Origin of the sequence: Salinivibrio sp. PR919 (assembly GCF_001995355.1) — a bacterium.
In the GTDB taxonomy this organism is placed as follows: domain Bacteria; phylum Pseudomonadota; class Gammaproteobacteria; order Enterobacterales; family Vibrionaceae; genus Salinivibrio; species Salinivibrio proteolyticus.
Map to the genome: position 1 here is coordinate 47326 of NZ_MUFL01000006.1, position 23252 is coordinate 70577.

Annotated in this window: 19 protein-coding genes; 14 read left to right on the top strand and 5 right to left on the bottom strand. The window is 47.8% G+C overall.

The genetic code is table 11. The features are described from left to right. The first annotated feature begins 62 nt into the window (after positions 1-62). The 7 genes from BZG83_RS02040 to rmf all read left to right on the top strand — a co-directional run bounded on the left by BZG83_RS02040 (position 63) and on the right by rmf (position 11988). A complete protein-coding gene (locus BZG83_RS02040) occupies positions 63-4883 on the top strand; it encodes an NAD-glutamate dehydrogenase (protein ID WP_077479175.1) in 4821 nt (1606 codons plus the stop codon). Positions 4884-4944: 61 nt separating this feature from the next. Beyond that, the gene (pyrD, locus tag BZG83_RS02045) at positions 4945-5958 is read left to right on the top strand and encodes a quinone-dependent dihydroorotate dehydrogenase (RefSeq protein ID WP_077479176.1); all 1014 of its coding nucleotides are present in this window, start codon (positions 4945-4947) and stop codon (positions 5956-5958) included. Between the two features lie 157 nt (positions 5959-6115). Beyond that, positions 6116-6670: a cell division protein ZapC gene (locus BZG83_RS02050; RefSeq protein ID WP_077456720.1), complete on the top strand. Its 555-nt coding sequence runs from the start codon at positions 6116-6118 to the stop codon at positions 6668-6670. A gap of 660 nt (positions 6671-7330) precedes the next feature. After that, positions 7331-9469, top strand: a complete 2139-nt coding sequence (gene rlmKL / locus BZG83_RS02055) for a bifunctional 23S rRNA (guanine(2069)-N(7))-methyltransferase RlmK/23S rRNA (guanine(2445)-N(2))-methyltransferase RlmL (RefSeq protein ID WP_077479177.1) — start codon at positions 7331-7333, stop codon at positions 9467-9469. Between the two features lie 2 nt (positions 9470-9471). Beyond that, a complete protein-coding gene (locus BZG83_RS02060) occupies positions 9472-9726 on the top strand; it encodes a glutaredoxin family protein (RefSeq protein ID WP_077479178.1) in 255 nt (84 codons plus the stop codon). Then, positions 9713-11635: an ATP-binding cassette ATPase Uup gene (gene uup / locus BZG83_RS02065; RefSeq protein WP_077479179.1), complete on the top strand. Its 1923-nt coding sequence runs from the start codon at positions 9713-9715 to the stop codon at positions 11633-11635. Before BZG83_RS02060 ends, uup begins: the two co-directional genes overlap by 14 nt. Positions 11636-11817: 182 nt before the next feature. Continuing rightward, complete coding sequence (gene rmf, locus BZG83_RS02070) at positions 11818-11988, top strand: ribosome modulation factor (RefSeq protein ID WP_077456710.1); 171 nt, start codon at positions 11818-11820, stop codon at positions 11986-11988. A 222-nt stretch (positions 11989-12210) separates the two neighbouring features. Here the strand turns inward: rmf and fabA are convergent, their stop codons facing one another. Both fabA and BZG83_RS02080 read right to left on the bottom strand, forming a co-directional pair. Beyond that, positions 12211-12726: a bifunctional 3-hydroxydecanoyl-ACP dehydratase/trans-2-decenoyl-ACP isomerase gene (gene fabA, locus BZG83_RS02075; RefSeq protein ID WP_069587720.1), complete on the bottom strand. Its 516-nt coding sequence runs from the start codon at positions 12724-12726 to the stop codon at positions 12211-12213. A 68-nt stretch (positions 12727-12794) separates the two neighbouring features. Continuing rightward, a complete protein-coding gene (locus BZG83_RS02080; protein ID WP_077479180.1) occupies positions 12795-14450 on the bottom strand; it encodes an AAA family ATPase in 1656 nt (551 codons plus the stop codon). A gap of 196 nt (positions 14451-14646) precedes the next feature. Between BZG83_RS02080 and matP the strand changes: the two genes are divergently transcribed. Both matP and BZG83_RS02090 read left to right on the top strand, forming a co-directional pair. After that, on the top strand, positions 14647-15096 hold the full coding sequence (gene matP, locus BZG83_RS02085; RefSeq protein ID WP_077479181.1) for a macrodomain Ter protein MatP: 450 nt from the start codon (positions 14647-14649) through the stop codon (positions 15094-15096). Positions 15097-15155: 59 nt separating this feature from the next. After that, positions 15156-15446: a DUF3634 family protein gene (locus BZG83_RS02090; RefSeq protein WP_069587715.1), complete on the top strand. Its 291-nt coding sequence runs from the start codon at positions 15156-15158 to the stop codon at positions 15444-15446. Positions 15447-15738: 292 nt separating this feature from the next. Here the strand turns inward: BZG83_RS02090 and BZG83_RS02095 are convergent, their stop codons facing one another. Both BZG83_RS02095 and BZG83_RS02100 read right to left on the bottom strand, forming a co-directional pair. Next, entirely contained in the window at positions 15739-17862 is a 2124-nt protein-coding gene (locus BZG83_RS02095) for a hybrid sensor histidine kinase/response regulator (RefSeq protein ID WP_077479182.1), read from the bottom strand. Between the two features lie 2 nt (positions 17863-17864). Then, complete coding sequence (locus BZG83_RS02100) at positions 17865-19055, bottom strand: FIST signal transduction protein (protein WP_077479183.1); 1191 nt, start codon at positions 19053-19055, stop codon at positions 17865-17867. A 200-nt stretch (positions 19056-19255) separates the two neighbouring features. Here BZG83_RS02100 and BZG83_RS02105 point away from each other — a divergent pair, with 200 nt between their 5' ends. Continuing rightward, the gene (locus tag BZG83_RS02105) at positions 19256-19750 is read left to right on the top strand and encodes a hypothetical protein (RefSeq protein WP_131826263.1); all 495 of its coding nucleotides are present in this window, start codon (positions 19256-19258) and stop codon (positions 19748-19750) included. 84 nt (positions 19751-19834) lie between these two features. Here BZG83_RS02105 and BZG83_RS02110 read toward each other — a convergent pair whose 3' ends face one another. Beyond that, positions 19835-20257, bottom strand: a complete 423-nt coding sequence (locus tag BZG83_RS02110; RefSeq protein WP_077479185.1) for a hypothetical protein — start codon at positions 20255-20257, stop codon at positions 19835-19837. 278 nt (positions 20258-20535) lie between these two features. Here BZG83_RS02110 and ccoN point away from each other — a divergent pair, with 278 nt between their 5' ends. The 4 genes from ccoN to BZG83_RS02130 all read left to right on the top strand — a co-directional run. Further along, positions 20536-21963: a cytochrome-c oxidase, cbb3-type subunit I gene (gene ccoN, locus BZG83_RS02115; RefSeq protein WP_077479186.1), complete on the top strand. Its 1428-nt coding sequence runs from the start codon at positions 20536-20538 to the stop codon at positions 21961-21963. 13 nt (positions 21964-21976) lie between these two features. Further along, entirely contained in the window at positions 21977-22588 is a 612-nt protein-coding gene (gene ccoO / locus BZG83_RS02120; RefSeq protein ID WP_069587701.1) for a cytochrome-c oxidase, cbb3-type subunit II, read from the top strand. Between the two features lie 13 nt (positions 22589-22601). Continuing rightward, positions 22602-22781 (top strand): cbb3-type cytochrome oxidase subunit 3, encoded by a 180-nt coding sequence (locus BZG83_RS02125; protein ID WP_077456156.1) that lies wholly within the window; start codon positions 22602-22604, stop codon positions 22779-22781. Further along, on the top strand, positions 22778-23252 hold a 475-nt coding region (locus tag BZG83_RS02130; RefSeq protein ID WP_274532430.1), incomplete at its 3' end, for a cbb3-type cytochrome c oxidase N-terminal domain-containing protein. The genes BZG83_RS02125 and BZG83_RS02130, both read left to right, overlap by 4 nt.

Consider the following 23252-nt stretch of genomic DNA (forward strand, 5'->3'; position numbering starts at 1 on the left):
AATGTTTACCTCTAATACTTACTACAAAGATAACGTCTAAAAAAGGACTACGGAGTTCCAGAATGACCTCGCGTGACCCTATAGTACCGGTGTTACTTGAGAAAGTTTATCAACTGATTGCCGATAAACTGGATGATACTCAACAGCCACTCGTCGATGCATTAGCCAAAAGGATATTGGGTCAAATTTCTGATAATGATTTGCAGGAACRCAATGAATCAGATCTCTATGGTGCCGTGATGAGCATGTGGCACCATCTCAACACATTCGAACAAGATAAAATATTCGTTAAGGTCTTTAACCCCAGCCTCAGTGGTAACGGTTGGCAATCAACCCATACCATTGTCGAAATCCTCGCCCCGGATGCGCCGTTTTTGGTGGATTCCGTCCGTATGGCCCTCAATCGATTGGGGATCACAACACACCTGATGCTAAACACGCCTGTGAAAGCGTTGAAAAACCAACAAGGTGATGTGGTTGAGATCAGCGGTGAGAACGGCCAATTCCAAAGCACTTTCCACATCGAAATCGATAAGATGTCAGAAGATGCTGAAATGGCAGCGTTGGAAAAAGAACTCCATGAAACGCTGACCGATGTGGTGATGGTCGTGAATGATTGGCAGCCARTGCGCGAGCAAATGCTGTCTTYGGTGAAATCACTGAAAGAGGCCGCGCTGCCGTTTGATGATGAGCGCCGTCAAGAAGCGATTGAATTTCTGACCTGGATTACCGAAAACAACTTTACCTTCATGGGTTACAAGTGTTTTGACCTTGTGGCCGTTGAAGGTGACTATGAGCTTTCCGCCTCCAGTGAATGCGATGCACTCGGTCTGGCCAAAAAGCATAAATCACCGAATGTGGTGCGCTTGTCGGAAATGCCAGAGTCTGCGCGTGCAACGGCATTAAAGAAAGAGCTATTGGTACTGACCAAAAGCAATGCGAAATCGCGTGTGCACCGACCTGCCTATGTTGACTATATCGGCATCAAAAAATTTGATGCGCAGGGAAATGTGATTGGTGAGCACCGCTTTACGGGGCTTTACGCGTCATCGGCGTATAACCAATCGACCTCCAGTATTCCGGTATTACGCAATAAAGTACGCCGAATTCTGGATAACAGCGGCTTCTATCAAGAGTCACATTCGTGGAAAGCACTGGCGAACATCCTCGAAAACTATCCGCGTGATGAGCTGTTCCAAGCGACCGAAGATGAAATGCGTAATGTCGGTATGGGCGTCGTGCAAATGCAAGACCGTGACATGCTGCGTGTGTTCGTCCGTCGCGATCCGTTTGGCCGCTTCTTCTCATGTATGGTGTATATCACGCGTGAGCGGTACAACACGGAATTCCGTCGTCAGACGCAACGTATTTTCCAGCAGTACTTTGGTTCTGATCAGGATGTTGAGTTCAACACCTTCTTCTCTGAAAGCCCATTGGCACGCACGCATTACATTGTGCGGGTCGATAATAACAACTTCGATATTGATGTGAAAAAGATTGAGCAAAACCTTACCGAAGCGGCTTCATCATGGGATGACCGTTTACAAGAAGCGGTGATTGCCAACTTTGGCGAAAACCGAGGTACGCCGATCGCGAAGCGTTACCTACGCGCGTTCCCTCGTTCCTATAAAGAAGCGATGTTGCCTGGTTCTGCGGTGGCTGATATTGAACGTTTGGAAGGCTTAAGTGACGACCATAAGTTGGACATGTTGTTCTATCGTCCACAAGAGGTGAGTCATCACTCGAATGCGGTGAGCCTGAAACTGTTCCAAAAAGGTGAGCCGATCCACTTATCCGATGTGATGCCGATGTTGGAAAACCTCGGTCTGCGTGTCATTGGTGAATCGCCCTATGAAGTCGAAACCAGTCATGGTGACGTCTATTGGATTCTCGACTTCTCGATGTTGCACAGTGCCGGTTCAGCCTTCAACTTGTCGAAAGCGCGGGATCGTTTCCAGCAGGCCTTCGCTGATATTTGGCACGGACGGTTARATAACGATGGATTTAACCGTTTAGTCTTGAATGCAGGACTATCGGGTCGTGAAGTGACTATCCTTCGTGCCTATGCGCGTTATATGCGACAAGTCGGTTTTCCGTTTAGTCAGGCATACATTGAAGAGACGCTGGCGTCCCATCCTGATCTAGCGAGTTTGCTGGTTCAACTGTTTAACAAACGATTTGATCCAGCGGCGAAGAATACCCAGCGTGCGCAAGACAAATTGATCGCCCAGATCGAAGACGCGCTTGAGCAAGTGGAAAGTCTGGATGACGATCGGATTATCCGTCGTTATATGGAAATGATGTTGGCGACATTGCGCACCAACTTCTTCCAAAAAGACCCAGAGAATGGCCTGGATAAGCCGTATCTATCATTAAAATTGCAACCTGCAGACATTCCTGAGATCCCTCAACCGGTGCCAGCCTACGAGATCTTCGTATACTCACCCGATGTGGAAGGTGTGCATCTGCGCGGGGGAAAAGTCGCTCGGGGTGGTTTGCGCTGGTCAGATCGTCAAGAAGACTTCCGTACCGAGGTGCTTGGCCTCGTTAAAGCACAACAGGTGAAAAATACCGTGATTGTGCCGGTAGGCGCGAAAGGCGGATTCGTCTGTAAACGCCAACACCAGTTTACCGGTCGCGATGAGATCTTTGCAGAAGGTCAACGCTGTTACCGTATTTTCATTCAAGGTCTGTTGGATATCACGGATAACATCATCGAGGGCGAACTAACCCCACCAAATGAGGTGGTGCGCCATGATGATGATGACGCTTATCTGGTGGTTGCGGCGGATAAAGGCACGGCAACCTTCTCTGATTTGGCGAACAGTGTCTCAGCACAATACAACTTCTGGTTAGGGGATGCCTTTGCCTCTGGTGGTTCCAATGGTTACGACCATAAGAAAATGGGCATTACCGCGAAAGGGGCCTGGGAGTCGGTAAAACGCCATTTCCGCGAGCTAGACATCGATTGCCAGACGACAGATTTTACCTGTGTTGGCATTGGTGACATGGGCGGCGATGTATTTGGTAATGGCATGTTGCTTTCTAAGCATATTCGCTTGGTCGCGGCCTTTAACCATATGCATATCTTTATTGACCCAGAACCGGATGCCGCAAAAAGTTGGAAAGAACGTGAGCGTTTATTCAACTTGCCTCGTTCTAGTTGGGAAGACTATGACAGTAAGCTGATTTCAAAAGGCGGCGGCGTTTTCTCTCGTCGTGCGAAATCCATCACCTTGACGCCAGAGATCCAAAAGCTATTGGGTACGCGTAAGCAATCCATGGCGCCGAACGACTTGATCAAGCAGATCCTGCAAACCAAAGTGGATCTGCTCTGGAATGGCGGGATCGGGACGTACGTGAAAGCCGCAAACGAGACCCATACAGAAGTGGGTGATCGTGCGAATGACGGATTACGTGTTAACGGCAAGGAAGTGGGCGCGCGCATTATCGGTGAGGGCGGTAATCTCGGCATGACGCAATTAGGACGTATTGAATACGCACTAAAAGGTGGTCGTGTTAATACTGACTTTATTGACAATGTGGGTGGCGTTGATTGCTCGGATAACGAAGTCAACATCAAGATCCTATTGAATGGCTTGGTGGCATCCGGCGATCTTACCTTGAAAAAGCGTAATCAACTGCTGGAGAAAATGGAGAATGATGTTTCTGAGATTGTGCTGGAAGATGCCTACAGTCAAAGTGAATCTATCTCTGTCACGCACAATCAGCAAGCGTCGTTGCTCAAAGAGCAGATCCGCTTTATTCATTATCTCGAGAAAGAGGGCAAGTTAGATCGTGCGCTTGAGTATCTACCTGATGATGAAACGCTCGCGGAACGTAACTTACGAGGAAATGGTTTAACACGTCCAGAAATTGCCGTGCTGGTTGCATATGGCAAAATGGTGTTAAAAGAGCAGCTGGTGGTCGAGGAGGTGACGCAAGATAGTCACTTTGGCCAACTGCTCCCCGGTTATTTCCCCAAAGAGTTACAACGTCACTATCGTCAAGAGATGGAGTCGCACCCACTGCGTGGTGAGATCATTGCGACTGTGCTGGCGAACCAAATGTCGAATGATATGGGCTTTAACTTTATCACCCGTATGCAAGACGAAACCGGTGCCAGTGTGAGTGACATTGCTAAATCTTACGCGATTGCTCGCGAAATCTTTGGTTTTGAACAGATATTTGATGATGTTCGCGCATTGGATAACCAAGTGAGTGCGTCCGTTCAATACGATATTTTGTTCCGTTGTCGTCGCATGTTGCGTCGCGCAACCCGCTGGATGCTTCGCAACAAACGCAAAGGCGAGAGCATTGAAGCGCAAGTGGCGTTTTATCGTCCCGCGTTACAAAACTTGGCAGCGAACCTGGATAGCTACTTGGTCGACAGTGAGATTAAAGAACACGATGATCAGGCGGAGAAACTGCGCAAAGCGGGTGTACCTGATGAGTTGGCAAGCAAAGTGTGTCGTTTGACCAGCATCTTCTCGGGCCTCGACTTGGCGCAAGTATCCGAGCAGTTAGATAAACCGTTCGAGCTGGTGGCACGCTTATACTATGTGCTGGGTGATAATTTATCGTTGCATTGGTTCTTGAAACAAATCAACAACCAACCGGTCGACAACCACTGGCAGGCTCTGGCGCGTGCTTCATTCCGAGAAGATTTGGATTGGCAGCAACGTTTGCTGACTGCGCGTATTGTTTCAGAAATGGATCCGAAACAAGATGCAGAAGCGGGACTCGACGCATGGATGGAAGAGCATGCCATGATTCTGGGCCGCTGGCGCAGTATTGTGGATGAGTTCAAAGTCGGCTCGGTCCATGAATTTGCAAAATTCTCGGTTGCGCTGCGTGAATTATCGCTTTTAAATTTGAATTAAAGCAGTAATAACGCAATAATCTAGCCCCGTTTATAACGGGGCTTTTTTATTAGGAGGGATAATGCTATACCGCCTCGCCAGACCGGCAATCTTTCAATTGGATCCAGAAAAAGCACACGACTTAACGATCAGCTCGCTTTCCCGTTTTCATTCGACCCCCCTTCGTTTTATCTACTCTCAGCATCTTCCTCCTCGTCCTGTTACCGTTATGGGACTCAACTTCAAAAACCCCGTTGGCCTCGCCGCAGGGCTTGATAAAAATGGTGAGTGCATAGAAGCGTTTGGAGCGATGGGGTTTGGCTTTGTCGAAGTCGGAACGGTGACACCACGACCACAACCAGGAAATGATAAGCCGCGATTGTTCCGCATCAAAGATGCAGAGGGGATTATTAATCGCATGGGCTTTAATAATCTGGGTGTGGATGCGCTGATTGAAAACGTTAAAAAAGCCAAAGGGTTTGATGGGATCCTTGGTATCAATATCGGCAAAAACAAAGATACGCCGATTGAGAAAGGCACGGACGACTATGTCATTTGTATGCAAAAGGTATATGCGCACGCCGATTACATTGCGGTGAATATCTCGTCTCCCAACACGCCTGGGCTGCGAAGCTTGCAATACGGTGAAGCGCTAGATGAATTGCTGAGCACCTTGAAAGCGGAACAAGCACGCTTGAGCGAAGAGCAGGGCAAGTATGTGCCGCTTGCGGTCAAGATAGCACCTGATCTGACTGAAGAGGAAATTGAGCAAGTTGCGCAAACATTAGTGCGAAATCAAATTGATGGAGTGATCGCGACGAACACGACCTTAGATCGCGCATTGGTTGACGGTATGCCACATTACCAAGAAGCGGGTGGCCTCAGTGGTCGACCTGTTCAACTGAAGAGTACCGAGATTATTCGCCGTCTTCACCAAGCCCTAGAGGGTGCCTTACCCATTATTGGGGTCGGCGGGGTTGATTCGGTGATGGCGGCTCGCGAAAAAATGGCAGCGGGTGCTGCACTGGTACAAGTTTACACTGGACTGATTTATCACGGTCCGGGCTTAGTGAAGCAATTAGTACGCAATATCTAACCATCACTAAAATTTTGTATAAAAAATAAAGGTTTTAACGCGAAAAGGGGAAGGTTTCTTCCCCTTTTTTTTTGCCCTTAAGCCATTACACTTCGGGAATGTGGCACATTTGGCAAAGCCAGATACCCCATTAGATGTATCGTCGCGGGAGCTGAGTATGTTAAAACCTAACAATGCATGGACATGGTATTTCGACACCGAGTCGGAATCGCTAATGCTTGATTTGGGCGATGACATGCTATTTCGCGTCGCCATCAGTGCCAAACACCTCATCCCCGATGCGTTCTCTGAGTCCCCATTCTCTGTAGAGGACGCATCCCTTTTTCAGAGCATGACAGATACTTTGTCATGCCTCGATTTGTCGGCTCCTCGGCGAGCCGAACTCGCTTTGAACGCAGTGGCAGCCTATCGCTTCCACAAACCTATCTTACCGAAAAGTTGGTTTTTTGACCCTCAGCTTGAACCGCTCTCAGCACCTGAGTGTGGGCAGGTTGTGGAGCTTCAAAGCCAAGCGGGAGATAGGGCGCCATTTCTAATCATAGAAAACGCAGGCTCGGCTTCATTGTGCATGCTCGCTCGTGAGGCCGATTTTCAGCTTAGCGACAATAAAACCTTGGCGTTTTGTGGTGCGATTAAAGTAATGAACGACCGGTTATCTCAATTCATACCTCAAACAAATAACCGAAAAGGTCGATTTGCGTTAGTGGGCTGAGTACCATTTTTGGTACCAGCCCACGCTTTATTTGCTTCCTACCTCTCATAATCTCCGTTCATCATTCATGAATTTTCTCCGCTTCTTTGGCTAAATTCGTTTCTATTTACGAACAGCCTAACGATTAAAATGTGATCTATATCTACTGATTGAACAAAATTCGTGCGAAAAGTCGCACCACTATGGGGCCAATCTGACTTAAAAAACACCGTTATTGCGGCAATCTATTACCGTTTCCTTCCTATTTTCCCGTGCTATACGCTTTTAAATATATCTCATGGTCTATACCAATTTGGGTGGGCGTTGTTGTTGCCTGATGGGATTTAATCTGTCTATTTAAAAACACGATGGCCTTGTTTGCGTGAGTTTTGTTCATAGTGAATGCTTACCAATGGCTATATAGAGTCGCCGACAACCCTTGCCACGAAAGGGATTCATGCTGGTGTTTCTATTTGGAAACAGACTTTGATTGCGGACAGACACACTTGTGTCTTGATGGAAACAGTTGTCTTGGTTGGATTGATTCTTATCAGAAACAAATCGGTGGTGATTATTTCAACAATCAATGTGGATGATGTGGCTTAATCCCACGAGTAGGTTCAGTTTGATGTATAATCGGCGCCAATTTGATAAATGACGCCCCAAGGGTGTAGAGAACCAATGAAATACTATCTCGCGATAACCGCTCGAGGCCTCGAGCACTTGCTTGCACAAGAGCTAGAACAACTCGGTGCCACCAACCTCAAACAAGTTCACGCAGGCGTGAAGTTTAAAGCCGACGACGCAACCCTGTATCAGTGTTGTTTATGGAGCCGTATTGCTTCTCGCTTTGTGTTGGTACTGAGTGAGTTTACGGTGCGCGATGATATGGATCTCTATCTCGGCGCCACTGCCATCAATTGGCCGGATTACTTTCATTCCAGTCAGCGTATTGCCGTCGACTTTAACGGGACTAACCGTGAAATCCGCAACAGCCAATACGGTGCACTGAAAGTAAAAGACGCTATCGTCGATAAGTTTGAAAAAATGAACTTCCCTCGACCGAGTATCGATCGCGAGCAGCCCGATTTACGCATTCACATGCGCTTATCTAAAGAGCAGGGCGTGCTCGGTATCGATATGGTTGGCAGTGGTTTGCACCAACGCGGATATCGTACACAAGCTGGTGCGGCGCCATTGCGTGAAACCCATGCTGCTGCACTGGTAAAACGTTGTGGTTGGCAGCCTGAACAACCGTTTATGGATGTGATGTGTGGTTCAGGCACTTTGGTGATTGAAGCGGCGATGATCGCGGCGAACGTGGCTCCGGGCTTGAAACGGAAACGTTGGGGGTTTGAATCATTACTTGGGTTGGACAGTGACGCTTGGAAGAGCATTAAAGCTGAAGCGAGCGTTAAAGCAAAACGTGGCGTGAGTCAGTGCCAAACCCGCTTTTTTGGCTTTGATAATGACCCGCGGGTGGTCGAAACGGCGAGGGCGAATGCAAAACGCGCTGGGGTTGGCGAACTGATTACGTTTGACGTTGCCGATGCCACTCAGGTTACGCTACCTGAAGGCTTTACTGGCGGCCATATTCTCTCCAACCCACCTTATGGTGAGCGTCTTGGCACAACCCCAGGTTTGATTGCGCTATATACCCAACTTGGTGATCACCTCAAGCAGAGTTTTGCCGGTAATCAGGTATCACTGTATTCAGGCTCTGAGGAGTTGCTGAGCTGTTTACGTATGCGCGCGGATGACAAGTTCAAGCTACGCAATGGCGCGATTGATTGCGTAATGAAAACATATGGTATTACCGCGCGTGGCGAGAAGCCCCGATCCGATCAGGATAAAGAGGCGCACGGGAGCACGGATGTCGCGCCCGACTTTGCCAATCGCTTGCGTAAAAACATGGCCAAGTTAGATAAATGGGCGAAAAAAGAAGGGTTAGAATGCTATCGCCTATACGATGCGGATTTGCCGGACTATAAAGCGGCCATTGATCGCTATCGTGACTATTTAGTCATTCAAGAGTATGCCGCGCCCAAGACGATTGAACCAGAGAAAGCGCGTCGTCGTTTGCTGGATATGGTTCGAGCATCGATCGCGGTGACCGGAATTGACGTCAACAAAGTTGTCCTCAAAACCCGCGAAAAACAAAAAGGGAATAACCAGTATCAGAAGCTGGCGGCAGGCGAACGTACCATGACGGTCCATGAATATGGGGTTGCCTTGGAGGTTAACCTTTACGACTATCTCGATACCGRCTTATTCCTCGATCATCGCCCAACGCGCAAACTCATTGGCCAGAAAGCCGCGGGTAAAGACGTGTTAAACCTTTTTGCCTATACCGGCAGTGCATCCGTCCACGCGGCGGTTGGGGGCGCTCGCTCAACAACCACGGTCGATATGTCCAAAACCTATTTGGCCTGGGCCGAACGTAATATGAAGCTCAACGGCATTGTGGGTCGTCAACATCAATTTGAAAATGCCGATTGCTTGCAGTGGATAAGCCAATCAGATCGCCAGTTTGACTTGATTTTTATTGATCCACCGACGTTTTCTAACTCCAAACGCATGAACACGACGTTTGATGTTCAGCGCGATCACGTCGATGTTTTGTTAGCACTGAAAGAGCGGCTTCGCCCAGACGGTGAGATCATTTTCTCTAACAACAAACGGCATTTCAAAATGGATACCGACGCGCTGGCTGAAGCTGGCTTACGCGTTGAAAATATAACTAAGCGCTCGATACCAGAAGATTTCGCGCGCAATCCTCATATTCATAACTGTTGGATCATTCGTCACCAAGAGGCCTAAGTATGGCATTAATGCTCTACAGCACGGAAGGCTGTCACCTCTGTGAGCAAGCCTATGAACTCTATCAGTCGTTGGGGTGCCAGACACCCCTCGACACCCAAGATATCGCCTTCGATGACAATTTATTTGAGCGTTACGGTGTCACTATTCCTGTGATTGCCGTGCTGACGCCGGGAGGACAGGTGAGGGCAGAGCTTGGCTGGCCATTCGATTCAACACAATTACAGGCTTGGTTAATAGAACATGGCATTGATTAAAATTACCGGCGCACAGTTAGCGTACGGCGATAATCCTCTACTCGACAACACGGACTTTATTTTACAACCGGGCGAACGCGTATGTTTGGTGGGACGCAACGGCGCGGGAAAATCGACGTTGATGAAGGTGCTTGACGGTCAAGTTCAACTGGATGATGGCTCGATTCAACGCCAATCTGAATTAAAAGTCTCGCGTCTTGAGCAAGATCCGCCGCGCGACAGCGATGGTACTGTCTTCGATTATGTCGCCGAAGGGTTGGCCGAGGCGGGCGCGAAACTCAAGGAATACCACCAGTTGATCGCGACGATCGAAACCGATCCTAGCGATCGCAACATTGCCGCGCTTGCGCGTGTACAAGAAGCTCTTGACCATGCAGACGCGTGGCGTTTCGACAATCAGATTATGGTGGTATTAGGCGCATTAGGTTTAGACGGCAACACCGCATTAAATGCACTCTCGGGAGGTTGGCAACGTAAAGCTGCACTAGCGAGAGCATTAGTCTGCGAGCCCGATGTACTGCTGCTTGATGAGCCAACAAACCACCTTGATGTATCGACCATCCTGTGGCTAGAACAGTTCTTAAAAGACTTTAAAGGCGCCATTGTCTTTATATCTCAYGACCGTTCTTTCATTCGAGCCATGGCAACGCGTATCTTAGATCTCGATCGCGGCAAGCTGTCTTCTTGGCCCGGTGATTACGACAAGTATCTCGAAGGCAAAGAGGAAGCCCTGCGCGTTGAAGCGGAGCAAAATGCCGAGTTTGATAAGAAACTCGCGCAAGAAGAAGCGTGGATTCGACAAGGCATCAAGGCGCGAAGAACGCGTAACGAAGGGCGAGTGCGTGCGTTGAAGGCGTTACGACAAGAACGCGCCAGTCGGGTTGAGTTACAGGGTAACGCGAATCTCCAGCTCGATGATGCATCTCGCTCCGGTAAGATTGTCTTTGAGGCTGAGAACATCAGCTTTACCTATCAAGAGCAACCCTTAATTAAGCCTTTTAGCTTTACTGTCATGCGTGGCGATCGCATTGCATTGATTGGTCCCAATGGGTGCGGAAAGAGTACGCTATTAAAGCTCATGCTTCAGCAACTCGAGCCTGACACTGGCCATTTGCACGTTGGCACCAAGTTAGATGTCGCCTATTTTGACCAATACCGAGAAAAGCTCGATCCGGAAAAAACCGTGATCGACAACTTGGCGGGTGGGAAAACCGAAGTCGACGTTGGCGGCCGTAAACGCCATGTGATGGGCTATTTACAAGATTTCTTATTCCATCCTCGACGCGCTCAAACACCGGTCAAAGCGCTATCTGGCGGTGAAAAGAACCGGCTATTGCTGGCGAAACTCTTTTTAAAGCCAGCTAACTCATTGGTACTCGATGAGCCAACCAATGACCTTGATATTGAAACTTTGGAGCTACTCGAAGACTTGCTGTCGCAATTCCAAGGCACCTTGTTGCTCGTTAGCCATGACCGCCACTTTGTTGATAATACCGTAACACATAGCTGGATTTTCGAAGGCGATGGAACCATCAATAAGTTTGTAGGCGGCTACCATGATGCACAACAGCAGCGTGAGCAATTTTTGCAAGCGGTCGCACCGTCAAAATCCGACCCCAAGAGTGTAAAAAACACCCAAGATACGGAACAAAAGACGGCAAAACCTAAAGGTAAACCTCGTAAGTTATCTTATAAATTGCAACGAGAGCTTGAGGCCTTGCCAGCACTGCTTGAAGCGCTAGAAGCCGAAATCGACAGCCTACAAACAGAAATGAATGATCCTGAATTTTTCTCTAAAAGTCAGGAGGTTACTCAGCCAAAGCTCACAAGACTCTCGGAAGCCGAGCAAGAATTGGAGCAAGCCTTTGAACGGTGGGAAGAATTAGAGGCCATGCAGCAAGACATATAGTGACGTTGTCACTAATAGGCTTGGGCACGACTCACAATTTCATTGTCATTGGTGCGATATGTCTTGATTAAAAAATAATCATGATCGAAGCTGTAGAGGATGCTTCATAAAAACGTCACGGACAGAAGCATCCTTGCGATAGCAAGTAGCACTGAATAAGATGGAATAAAGAGGGCGACTCTATGAAAAGACAGAAGCGAGATCGTTTGGAACGTGCACAGTCAAAAGGCTTCCARGCAGGTATCAACGGTCGATCGTCTGATATATGTCCTTACCAACAAACGGATGCAAGGAGCCACTGGCTTGGTGGCTGGCGTGAAGGCAGAAGTAATAAATCTGAAATGATGAAGTAATCATTTATTGCCGTGTTTTTGGCCTTATCGTTCGGGTAAGGCCTTTTTCTTGGTTGTTTAATGCACTATAACTTTATGTGTAAAGCAAAAATAAATCATACCTAACGAGTTCCCATTAAGCTAGATCACTAAATTCAATTTAAAAGTCTATTAAAGCGCGTCGGGGATAATAAAAAGCCGGCGTAGATGCCGGCTTGGAGAAGTGTAGAGATACAGTATTAGTTAGAATGCTGATGTATCTTGGAACAAACCTACTTTCAGGTCTTTGGCGACATAGATTTCTTTGCCATCGACAAGCACGCGCCCGTCAGCAACACCCATCACCAACTTGCGGTTAATCACTCGCTTCATGTGAATTTCGTAGCGTACTTGCTTGGCAGTAGGAAGTACTTGGCCGGTAAATTTGACTTCACCGACACCAAGCGCACGTCCTTTACCTTCGCCACCAACCCAGCCAAGGAAGAATCCCACAAGCTGCCACATCGCATCAAGACCTAAACAACCCGGCATCACAGGATCACCCGGGAAGTGGCAATCGAAGAACCAAAGGTCAGGATTAATATCGAGCTCGGCGATGATGACCCCTTTATCGAAATCTCCACCTTGTTCGGTGATTTCAGCAATGCGATCCATCATTAGCATGTTAGGCGCGGGGAGTTGCGGTCTGCCAGGGCCAAATAGTTCACCCTGGCTAGAGGCGAGAAGGTCTTCACGGTTATAGGAATTTTGGCGTTTCATTATATCTAAACTGCTCCTTATTCAATTGCGAGCAGATTAGCGTACACGTGTACGCCAAACAACTCGGATCAGTACTGGCCCAACCAGTTTTTTAATCGGCTAAACAAAGTGTTGCAGGTTTGTTTTTCACCATTATGAAAGTGATCGATCCTGTCAGAAATTTTGCCAAGTAATGTTTCGCCTTCGTCTCCTGAGAATGGGAGCCCAGTCACGATAGGAAGCGCTTGTTCGACATCATCAACTGCCCAAATATGAAATTGACCGGCTTTTATTGCATCCACGACATCTTGGCGTAGGCAGAGCGATGACAGATTTGTTTTCGGTAATACAATGCCTTGCTGACCAGTTAAGCCACGATGCGCACAAACTTGATAGTAGCCTTCGATTTTTTCATTGATCCCTCCCACGGCTTGCACTCGTCCAAACTGGTCGACAGCACCCGTRATCGCAATCGCTTGATTGATAGGTTGCAAGGAAAGCGCGCTAACAAAAGCACACAGCTCTGCCAAGGAAGCACTGTCACCATCGACCTCACAATAAGATTGCTCAAACACAATGGACGCTGAGTAGGGCAATGGTTCATCAAGATTGAGTGCGGCGCTAACAAAGGCCTGCATAATCATCATGCCTTTAGCATGGATATTACCCGCGAGTTCCGCTTTGCGTTCCACATCGGCAATGTCGCCGTCGCCAGAGTGTACAACACATGAAATACGTGCCGGTTCACCATAGCTCATGGGATGGCCAGGGACTTCAATGACAGTGAGACCGTTGATTTGGCCAATATGTTCACCGCGAGTATCAATAAATACTTGGCCTTTATGGATATCTTCAATCGCTCGCTCGGGTAAGTAGGCGGCACGTTGATAGCGCTCTGCTAATGCCTTAGCAATTGCGTCCCCGTCCAATTGATTTTCAGCATGCATAAGTGCTTCGCCAAGCAGCTGCTGATACCACACTGGGCACAAAGGCATACGGTGCTGGGCTTCGCTTTCTCGCGCTCCCGCTTGCATCAGTTGGACAATGGCAGTGTCAGTGATGCTTTTATCTGTTAACTGATTTGCAATGCCTTTTAGCCAAGCAAGATAGGCTTCAATATTGTTCTCATTGACTTCAATGTCTTGCTCGTACTCCGCGAATGCGGCGATACCATCGTACAAGTCAGGTTCATGAGTCTCAAAATCTGCTAACCATTGTCGATCGCCCACCAGTATCACTCGGACGCTGAGCGCCTCATCGGGCAATGTGGTCAGTTGATCGGCACGTGCTGTTTGCCAGGGTAAGCGACCCGTGGCGAGTAGCTGACGCAAACGAAGCCAAACACGCGGTTGTTGAAGCACATCTGCGATTTTGAGAATGATGGTGCCTTGGTGAGCTTGGTGAATTAAGCCAAATTGCTTTTGTGACGCTGTAACGTTTTTGTTTTCATCATAAGCAAAGCCGAATAGTGATGTTTCAGTGATGTTTTCACCCACAATCACAGGGGTAAGTGCATCAATTTGGGTTAACGCATCCTGGTACGCATTAAGATAGCCCGGCAAATCAGAGGACATGACGACTAAGCACTGTGTTGGACAGTCTGGTGTCATTAGCCACCGGAACGCGCGACCAAGTCGAGATTGGAGTGAGAATAGCTCAGCCGCTTCCAATGTCTCAAATTGAGCAATTGCTGGGGTAAACTGAGAATAATGTGGTTTGGCATCACGCCAATCAACTTCATGCATGTCTATGATTACTGACTAGGATTAGAATGGAACGAGTATAAAGGATAACACACTGGGCGAATAGGCATACTCGCATGGGCACACCGGTAAGCGATGGGCAGGGGATCGATACGCCGCTTTTACTATGTGTGATAATTGAACAGATTGACAGTTGGTGTTACGCTGTCACCAATCGGCGTGATCAAAGCTTGGGCATATGAAATATCAACAACTCGAAAACCTCGAAGCGGGCTGGAAATGGGCCTATCTAGTCAAAAAATGGAAAGATGGTGACACCGTCACAAAGTACATTGATAGTTCCGAAATACAAACGGCTATCGATGCGTTAATGGCGATTGAGCATGAGCCAACTCGCGTCAATCAATGGATTGAAAAGCACATGTCGCCAGCGCTCGATAATAAGCTTAAACAAGCGATTCGTGCCAAGCGAAAGCGTCACTTTAATGYCGAGCAAGAACACACTCGTAAAAAATCAATTGATTTGGATTACCGGGTTTGGGAACGGCTCTCACAAAAAGCGCATGAGCTAGACGCGACCTTATCCGATACCATCGAGTATTTGTTGTCCGAGGCAAACCGTACAGAGAGCGCAAGCAAGCAAGTAGATGCATTGAAGAAAGATTTGAGCAACTTACTCGATATGTAGCCGTTGGACAGATTGCATTCACAGCAAGAGTCTGACTCTGGAGCAGTTAGAGCAGTATTATGGGTTATTTTTTATTTATATCGTTCGCGATTTTTCTCGCGTTTATGTTGATTGATAGACCTTTGATTGTCATCGCATTTAAAGATGGACAGCTTGTTCGTCACAAAGGCAAAGTGCCAAAAGGTTTCTTGCATGATTGCCAAGAAATTGCCAAACGAAATCCGTTTACCGGAACCGTTAAAGTGTATAGCAACCGTTTTAAGCCGGCGAAATTGGTCATGTCACGCAGCATCGATAGTCGCACACAGCAGCGCATCAAAAACGTTTTTCCACATCAATCATTCAAATAGTGCTAGTTTTCGCTCAAATAACATGACTGTTGGAGGCGATAATCAACACGTCGCCTCTGTGTTAACCATTAAATCCAAGTGCGCATTATATATATTATGTTAAATATCATGTTTGGTTGATTGTGGCATCTATCGCATTAACAATGCTCTTCTCCACTTTATCCATGTCATTAAACGTAATTAGCTATTTACCATAAAATAGCTAATTACTACTTCTTTTAATCTGATTATCCCAGCTTGGTATAAACCGATTCAACTCATTGTAATTAGGCCTCGCAATCGTTAGCACGAGTTACTCGGTATGTACTCTGGGCTGGTAGTCACTGAGTACCGCATGGAGGCTTTCTGCTCTGACCGGTTTGGTGACGAAGTCGTTCATGCCGGCTTGAATGCAGCGGCGGCGATCTTCATCCATCGCGTTGGCTGTTAAAGCAATGATTGGCTTGTTAAAACCAGCCATCCGTAAGGCTTTGGTAGCGGCGATACCGTCCATCACTGGCATCGACATATCCATGAGCACTAAATCAAAATCATCGAGGCGTTGCTGAATATGGTGAACAGCTTCTTCACCGTTGGATGCCAGAATGACTCGATGGCCTTGCTTTTCCAGCATGAGTCTCACCACCATTTGGTTGGCGCGACTGTCTTCGGCCACTAAAATCGTCATCGGCGGTACGACATCGTGATGATACGCGTTCCTTTCTAGTTGTTCCGGCGGTAATGCGTCATCGGGAGGCGCAATAATGGGCAAACGGACACAGAAATCTGTTCCTTGGTTTAGCTCGCTTTGCACGCTGATGGTCCCGCCCATCATTTCAACCAGTTTCTTACAGATAGACAGCCCTAATCCCGTCCCGCCAAAACGGCGTGTGATACTGCCGTCTGCTTGAGTAAAGGGATCAAAGATCCGTGCGAGCTGGTTTTTTTCGATGCCAATGCCGGTATCTTTCACCCATAGCACCAGCGTGTGCTGTTCTGCATCAAGAGACACGGTGACACCACCACGATCGGTAAATTTGAGTGCGTTACCGATGAGGTTCAGTAAGATCTGTGTAAAGCGATTTTCATCCATAAAAATCGTCTCGGGAACCACAGATGAAACCGACACTGATAAGTAGATATGTTTTTTATCGGCGCGATCAACCAATTGCTGATAGACGTTTGTGACACTGTCACTTGGGCGCATAACGGAGGGAGACAGTGAAAAGCGATTGGATTCAATTTTCGATAGATCAAGCACATCACTAATCAGCGTTAAGAGCAACTGAGCCGATTTATCCATCTGCCCTACCCACGCCATTTGATCGGCATTGAGCGAAGAATGTTGCAGGGCGTCAATAAGGCCCAGCACCGCATTTAATGGGGTTCGTATTTCATGACTCATCACCGCCAAAAATTGCGACTTCGCATTATTGGCTAGCTCTGCTTGTTGGCGTGCTTGTTGCAGTTCTTCGACACGACGCTTGGTGGTGGTAATATCCTTGGCTGTGCCGCGATACCCCACTAACTCTCCCCGTTTATTATAGAAGGGGCGGCCCGACAAACTTACCCAGTAATCATTTGTACCAGCACGCATATGCCATTCAATATCACTGAATGCTTTCTCGTGGCGGATGAGTCGCTCTAAGCGTGCTTTAAGCGCCGTGTCTGATTTGATTTTATTAAGTAGCGCTTCCGGATCGATATCCGCATCGGTTGAAGGTGAAGAAAGGTAAGTTAGGTGAAAGCTATTATCCAATTCCCAAAACCAATCACTGGCTGTTTGGGCAAAATCTTGAAACCGTTGACGACTTGCATTGAGCTCTTGGGTGCGGATCCCAACCAGCGTATGCAGGCGGTGACGATAATCGATATCCATAATCGTCCGTTGGATTAATGGACGAAATCTGTCTAACACTTGCTGGGCTTCGTCGTTGAATGAATCGCGGCGATGCGACAGCAAGACCAACATAACTTCACTATCGTTAACAGTCAGGCCACTGATCAGTGCTGTTCCATTGATATATCCTGCATACTGGTGAGTTAAACAGTGCAGCTCTTTGACCAATCCTGRTTTATAAATCGCGACTGTCTCACCGCGGACGCAACGACGAAATACCTCCCCCGTTTGCCAAGTCACGGTTTCCAGAGAACTGTCTGTCGCTACGAGGCAGCGGAAGGCGTCTTCCGTTTCTCGATTGCGGCTCAAAGCTAAGGCGCTATCAAAACTGACATAGCGACGGATCACACCCAATAATGAAGCAAAGATATCCGTTTTCGTCGTCGCTTCTGTCATTGCCGAAATCGCAGATAAGATGGCATCGTTTTCTTCACGCAGACGCTTTTCTCTCGCCTCAACGCGACTGAGTTCAAACAATGTTTCTTGGAGCGATTCTGAGTCTGAGCGAGCAGACGCAGTGAGTCGTTGCGACGCCATGATTAATCCTTGTGAAATAGCACAGCTGAGATCATTAAATTACCGTGAGWCAACTCGCCACCTTTGAACAAGCCCTGCTCGCCGAAGGTAAACGGACAAACGAAAGGCGCATCGTATAACGCAATATTAATATTGTGAGCCACCTGCTCTAGCTTGTCTTTGACATGTAGCATGCATCCTGCACAGTAAATCGCTAATCCCCCTAGGGGTTCAGGCTGCCGCAACGCATGATCATTGGCTGATTCCACTACTCGGCTAGCGCGCGCGACTAATCCTTCGCTGGTTCCAGACATCAGATACACCGATTGACCAACCTCGAGCTGAGAGAATAGCTCTAAATGGCCTTGTTCATTAAATGCCATTGGATGCGCCAATGTGTAATAAGGTAGACCATGAATCGTCCCTGTTTGCGTCCCCAAAGGATACAATGTGGATTGTGTGAACACCGGTTGTTGTGCATCGAAAGCGGTGCCGGTCTCAGCCTCGTACCATGCTTTGTAGACCTCTGCCGCAGGCTGGTGATCAAGACTTACTAGTTGACGCCCTCTTACATCAGTCACTGTTGCACTGCGCTGAGTAGCTGCGTAGCCGGAATGAAACGAGTAGCTGACTCTTGCTGACGGATAAAACACACTAACCGCTACCCCTGTATTTGCAGTGCGTTGGCTATCGAAGACACGCCATTGCCCTTGCACACTATCCGCGGCAGCTGAGCCACCGATCACCGGCACCGCAACCCCCAGTTCTTCTCGAATCGCGGCCAACGTATGTTCTTCTTCACCAGGGGTGCTGTGGAGTGCAATGAGTTTGGGTAACTCTCCACATCGGCCACTGTTTTCGATCGCTTGGTTCAAGGCAATACGCGCAGAGTCAGCGACTTGACGATGGGGTTCGTGCGGCACCAAAGCGGAACCATAGCATCCTTTCTCATCATTACACGCCCAGACAGCAATGGACGGCCCTTCTATATAGCCACTTTGTGTCATTACACCACAGCAAGTTGAGCAGCCGATCACTTGGGCGTCAGGAAACAGTTCAGTGAGTGTCTCTCGCAGCTGGTTGGCGTCATACTGCTCGGTAAAGTACACCATTAAGAGCTGTGGTGTGGTTAATCGTGCTTTTAGCGAACGAGCCAGGGCGTGTGCTGCTTGGCTCGCATCGCTTAGTCGCGTATGTGCTGTCGCTATTTTCATACAATCCGTATGTTTTAATGACACATTAATGAGTAAGGATAGTCATGATACGCACATTAGGCGCTGAATTCATCGCTTTAGGTGGCTGAAATTGCACCTTATCTCGCGTATCCTAAATCCAACCTTATTATGGATAGACGAAAAACATGGACTGTCGACCTATCGCACTGCTTGGTGGGGCCTGTAAACTTGGTGCCGTTTTGTCCCATCAACTTGCCGCTCAAGGCTTTATCCCTATCATTATCGATCATCGAATAACCAACGGCTTAAACATCGTCGCAGACGAGCCTCGTGCTCGCTTTCGTGAAGCGCAGCCTTCGGCGAGTGAAACCCTGACAGTGTTGGAAGAATGCTGTCGGCAAATAGGTCCTCTTCATGGTGCTGTTGTGCTCCTTGAGTATGGTGAGGCCTATTTATCTGCGGTTGGATGGCGTGCCTTGATGGCGTTCTGTATTCAAGAACCTGTATTTGTCACGATCCAATCACTCAATCCAAACGGCCCCGCACACAAACCCGATACAGAAATTGTGAAACGCTTTAACAGAGTTATTTTCAAGTCGGATCACACAATTAACACTGATGATGAGTCGTTGCTAGAAGGTAAAAAGTGCGAAGTTTTGTCATCCTTGACAGTGTTCTTAATGAGCGAAGATTCAAAATTCATTTATAATCAAATATTTAAGATATCCATTTAGAGAATGGTTAGAGAAATCTTAAGATAAATGCCATTCCAGAAAATAAGCGACATATGTCGCTTAAAAAGCGAATTTACACGCAGATTAATTGAGTGTTTTTAGGTAATCAAATTTGAATTGATACTGATCAATGACAACCATAAACACGTCTTGACTCTCGGGCCGAGTTTCTGATGTCCACTGCCAAACTCGTTGCACGCCTTCTGGGGTTTCTTCTGAGGATTCTGCGACTTGCGGCGCTTGTGTGCCATCTTTCAACCAGTAGGCAACATGTGGCTTTGTCTCTGATATTAAAAAGAATTTTAAATTATCTCCCTCTTTTTCCCATTGATAAGTAAGCAATTTGGGGGAATGTGATGTGCCACAAACTCCTTGGCGACCATCGCAGTCTATACTCGAAAGTCCCGGCGTATAGATAAGGGTGCGCCAAATGAACGCGGAGATTAAAAGTGTAAGCATCACCAATATTTGCGTGAGTCGGCCTTTGGTAAGTTTTTCTGCTGCCATCGTTAGGTTTTTCCGTGTTACAGAGGTCAAAGTTTTATAAGAAAGAGGGGTAAGCCGTACTGAGTGTGTGGGTTAGCCCCTGTTTTTCACCCATTATCTACAGTATGATTCTGGCCGAAAATGCCATTTTTACAAAGAAATAGCAACGGAGCGAGTAAAGCGGTTAAAAACCGTACGCGACGGATGATGTGCTTTGGGATGGTATGTAACAAGACGAAGCGGAGGCTTCGTCCGTATCAAACGTGAGTGTAGTTAACCAAAAAGTGGAAGCATGCAATATGAGCCAAGTTAAGCAGCTTGAACAAGACTACAACTACCGCGTTGTCCGCTTATTCACCCTAACAACTATTTTGTGGGGTATTGTGGGCATGGCAGTAGGTGTACTTATTGCCGCTCAGTTGGTGTGGCCTGCGCTGAACTTTGATATTCCGTATTTGACCTACAGCCGTTTGCGCCCACTGCATACTAACGCAGTGATCTTCGCATTCGGTACCAGTGCGCTGTTTGCGACGTCTTACTACGTTGCGCAACGTACGTGTCAAACACGGTTATTCGGAGGGAAGTTAGCAGAGTTTACCTTCTGGGGCTGGCAAGCCGTTATTATCGCCGCAGCAATCTCGCYGCCTATGGGATATACCACCTCGAAAGAGTACGCAGAGCTAGAGTGGCCAATTGACCTCGCTATTGCTGTCGTATGGGTGGCATACGCCATTGTGTTCTTCGGAACACTGATTAAGCGTAAGACCTCTCATATCTATGTTGCGAACTGGTTCTTCGGTGCCTTTATCCTGACCATTGCTGTACTGCATATTGTTAACAGCATGGCGATCCCCGTTTCACCGATGAAGTCCTACTCTATCTACGCCGGCGCCGTCGACGCCATGGTGCAGTGGTGGTATGGACACAACGCGGTAGGTTTCCTACTGACGGCTGGTTTCCTAGGTATGATGTACTACTTTGTGCCTAAGCAAGCAGGTCGTCCAGTGTACTCATATCGCCTGTCTATTGTTCACTTCTGGGCACTTATCTCACTGTATATCTGGGCGGGGCCTCACCACCTCCACTATACAGCACTGCCTGACTGGACCCAGTCGCTGGGTATGGTGATGTCGCTGATCCTGTTTGCTCCATCTTGGGGGGGTATGATCAACGGTATTATGACCCTGTCTGGTGCATGGCATAAACTGCGTTATGACCCAATCTTGCGCTTCTTGATCGTTTCTTTGTCGTTCTACGGCATGTCCACGTTCGAAGGCCCAATGATGTCAATTAAAACGGTCAACGCATTGTCGCACTACACCGATTGGACCATTGGACACGTGCATTCTGGTGCTTTGGGTTGGGTTGCGATGGTATCGATCGGTTCCATTTACCACCTTATTCCAAAACTATTTGGCCAAGAGCGTATGTACTCCGTATCACTGGTTAACGTGCATTTCTGGCTCGCTACCATTGGTACTGTGCTGTATATCGTGGCAATGTGGATTTCTGGTGTGATGCAAGGTCTGATGTGGCGTGCAGTAAACACTGACGGCACCCTTACCTACAGCTTCGTGGAATCACTAGAGGCTTCATATCCGTTCTATTTCGTCCGCTTTATCGGCGGTGCAATCTTCCTCTCAGGGATGTTCCTGATGGCTTATAACGCGTACAAAACGATTCGTGCGCCAGAAGCTAGCTTGAAGTCGCTTGAGCCTGCGGTATAAGGAGAACGAATAAATGAGTGCCAATCGCCACGAAATCGTTGAAAAAAATACCGGTCTGCTTGCGATTTTAATTATCGTTGCAATCAGTTTTGGTGCGCTGGTCGAGATCACCCCGCTGATCTATCAAAAGCAAACCACTGAACCGGTAGATAACCTTCGTCCGTACACAGCACTAGAGATGGAAGGACGCGACATTTATGTGCGCGAAGGCTGTACTGTTTGTCATAGTCAAATGGTGCGTCCTTTCCGCGCAGAAACAGAGCGTTACGGCCATTATGCGGTGGCTGGTGAAAGTGTTTGGGAACACCCGTTCTTATGGGGTTCGAAGCGTACAGGTCCTGACCTTGCACGTGTGGGTGGCCGCTATTCTGATGAATGGCATCGTGTCCACCTGATTAACCCGCGTGACGTGGTGCCTGAATCAAATATGCCAGGTTTCCCTTGGCTTGCTGAAAACAAGCTAGATGGAAAAACCACTGCGGCTAAGTTGAAGCTGTTCCGTGACCAATTCGGTGTGCCATATACCGATGAGGACATCGCGAATGCGAAGGCATCAGTTGAAGGTAAAACAGAGATCGAAGCACTGATTGCATATCTTCAGTCACTCGGTCATGCAATGAAGTAAAAAAGGAGGGCCTATGGATATCGGCACCTTTCATAGTATTTGGACAGTAGTCCTATTTGTTAGCTTCATTGGGATCGTTATTTGGGCTTACAGCAAAGGTCGCAAAAAGCACTTTGATGATGCGGCCAATCTGGTGTTCGCCGATGAGGACCAGGATAAGTCCAAAGACAAGACAGGAGATAATCGCGAATGAGTACGTTTTGGAGTCTCTTTGTAACAATCATCGTACTCGGCACCATTGCAGGGTGTGCAGCCCTTATCATTTGGACGACCAAAGATAAGATGGGTGTTGCCGAAGGGGATGATATGGGTCACGACTACGACGGTATTCGTGAGCTGAATAACCCACTTCCCAAGTGGTGGTCTTACATGTTTTGGGCCACGTTAGTGTTTGGGGTTGGGTATCTAATCTTGTATCCAGGTTTAGGTAACTTTGCCGGCGTTCTAGGTTGGAAAAGTTCTTATCAGGATATAAGAAGCGTCGAGGAGTCGCGTGAATTGATGGCGAAAGCGCAAGAAGCGCAGCACATCAACCAGTACGCGATGGAACTAGAAGCCGCAGACAAAGTGTTTGGTGAAGCCTTCCGTAAGCTTGCTTATCAAGAAGACGGGAAAACGCTTCGCCCTATTACGCAAATTGCGGATAACGAAGAAGCCTTAAAGG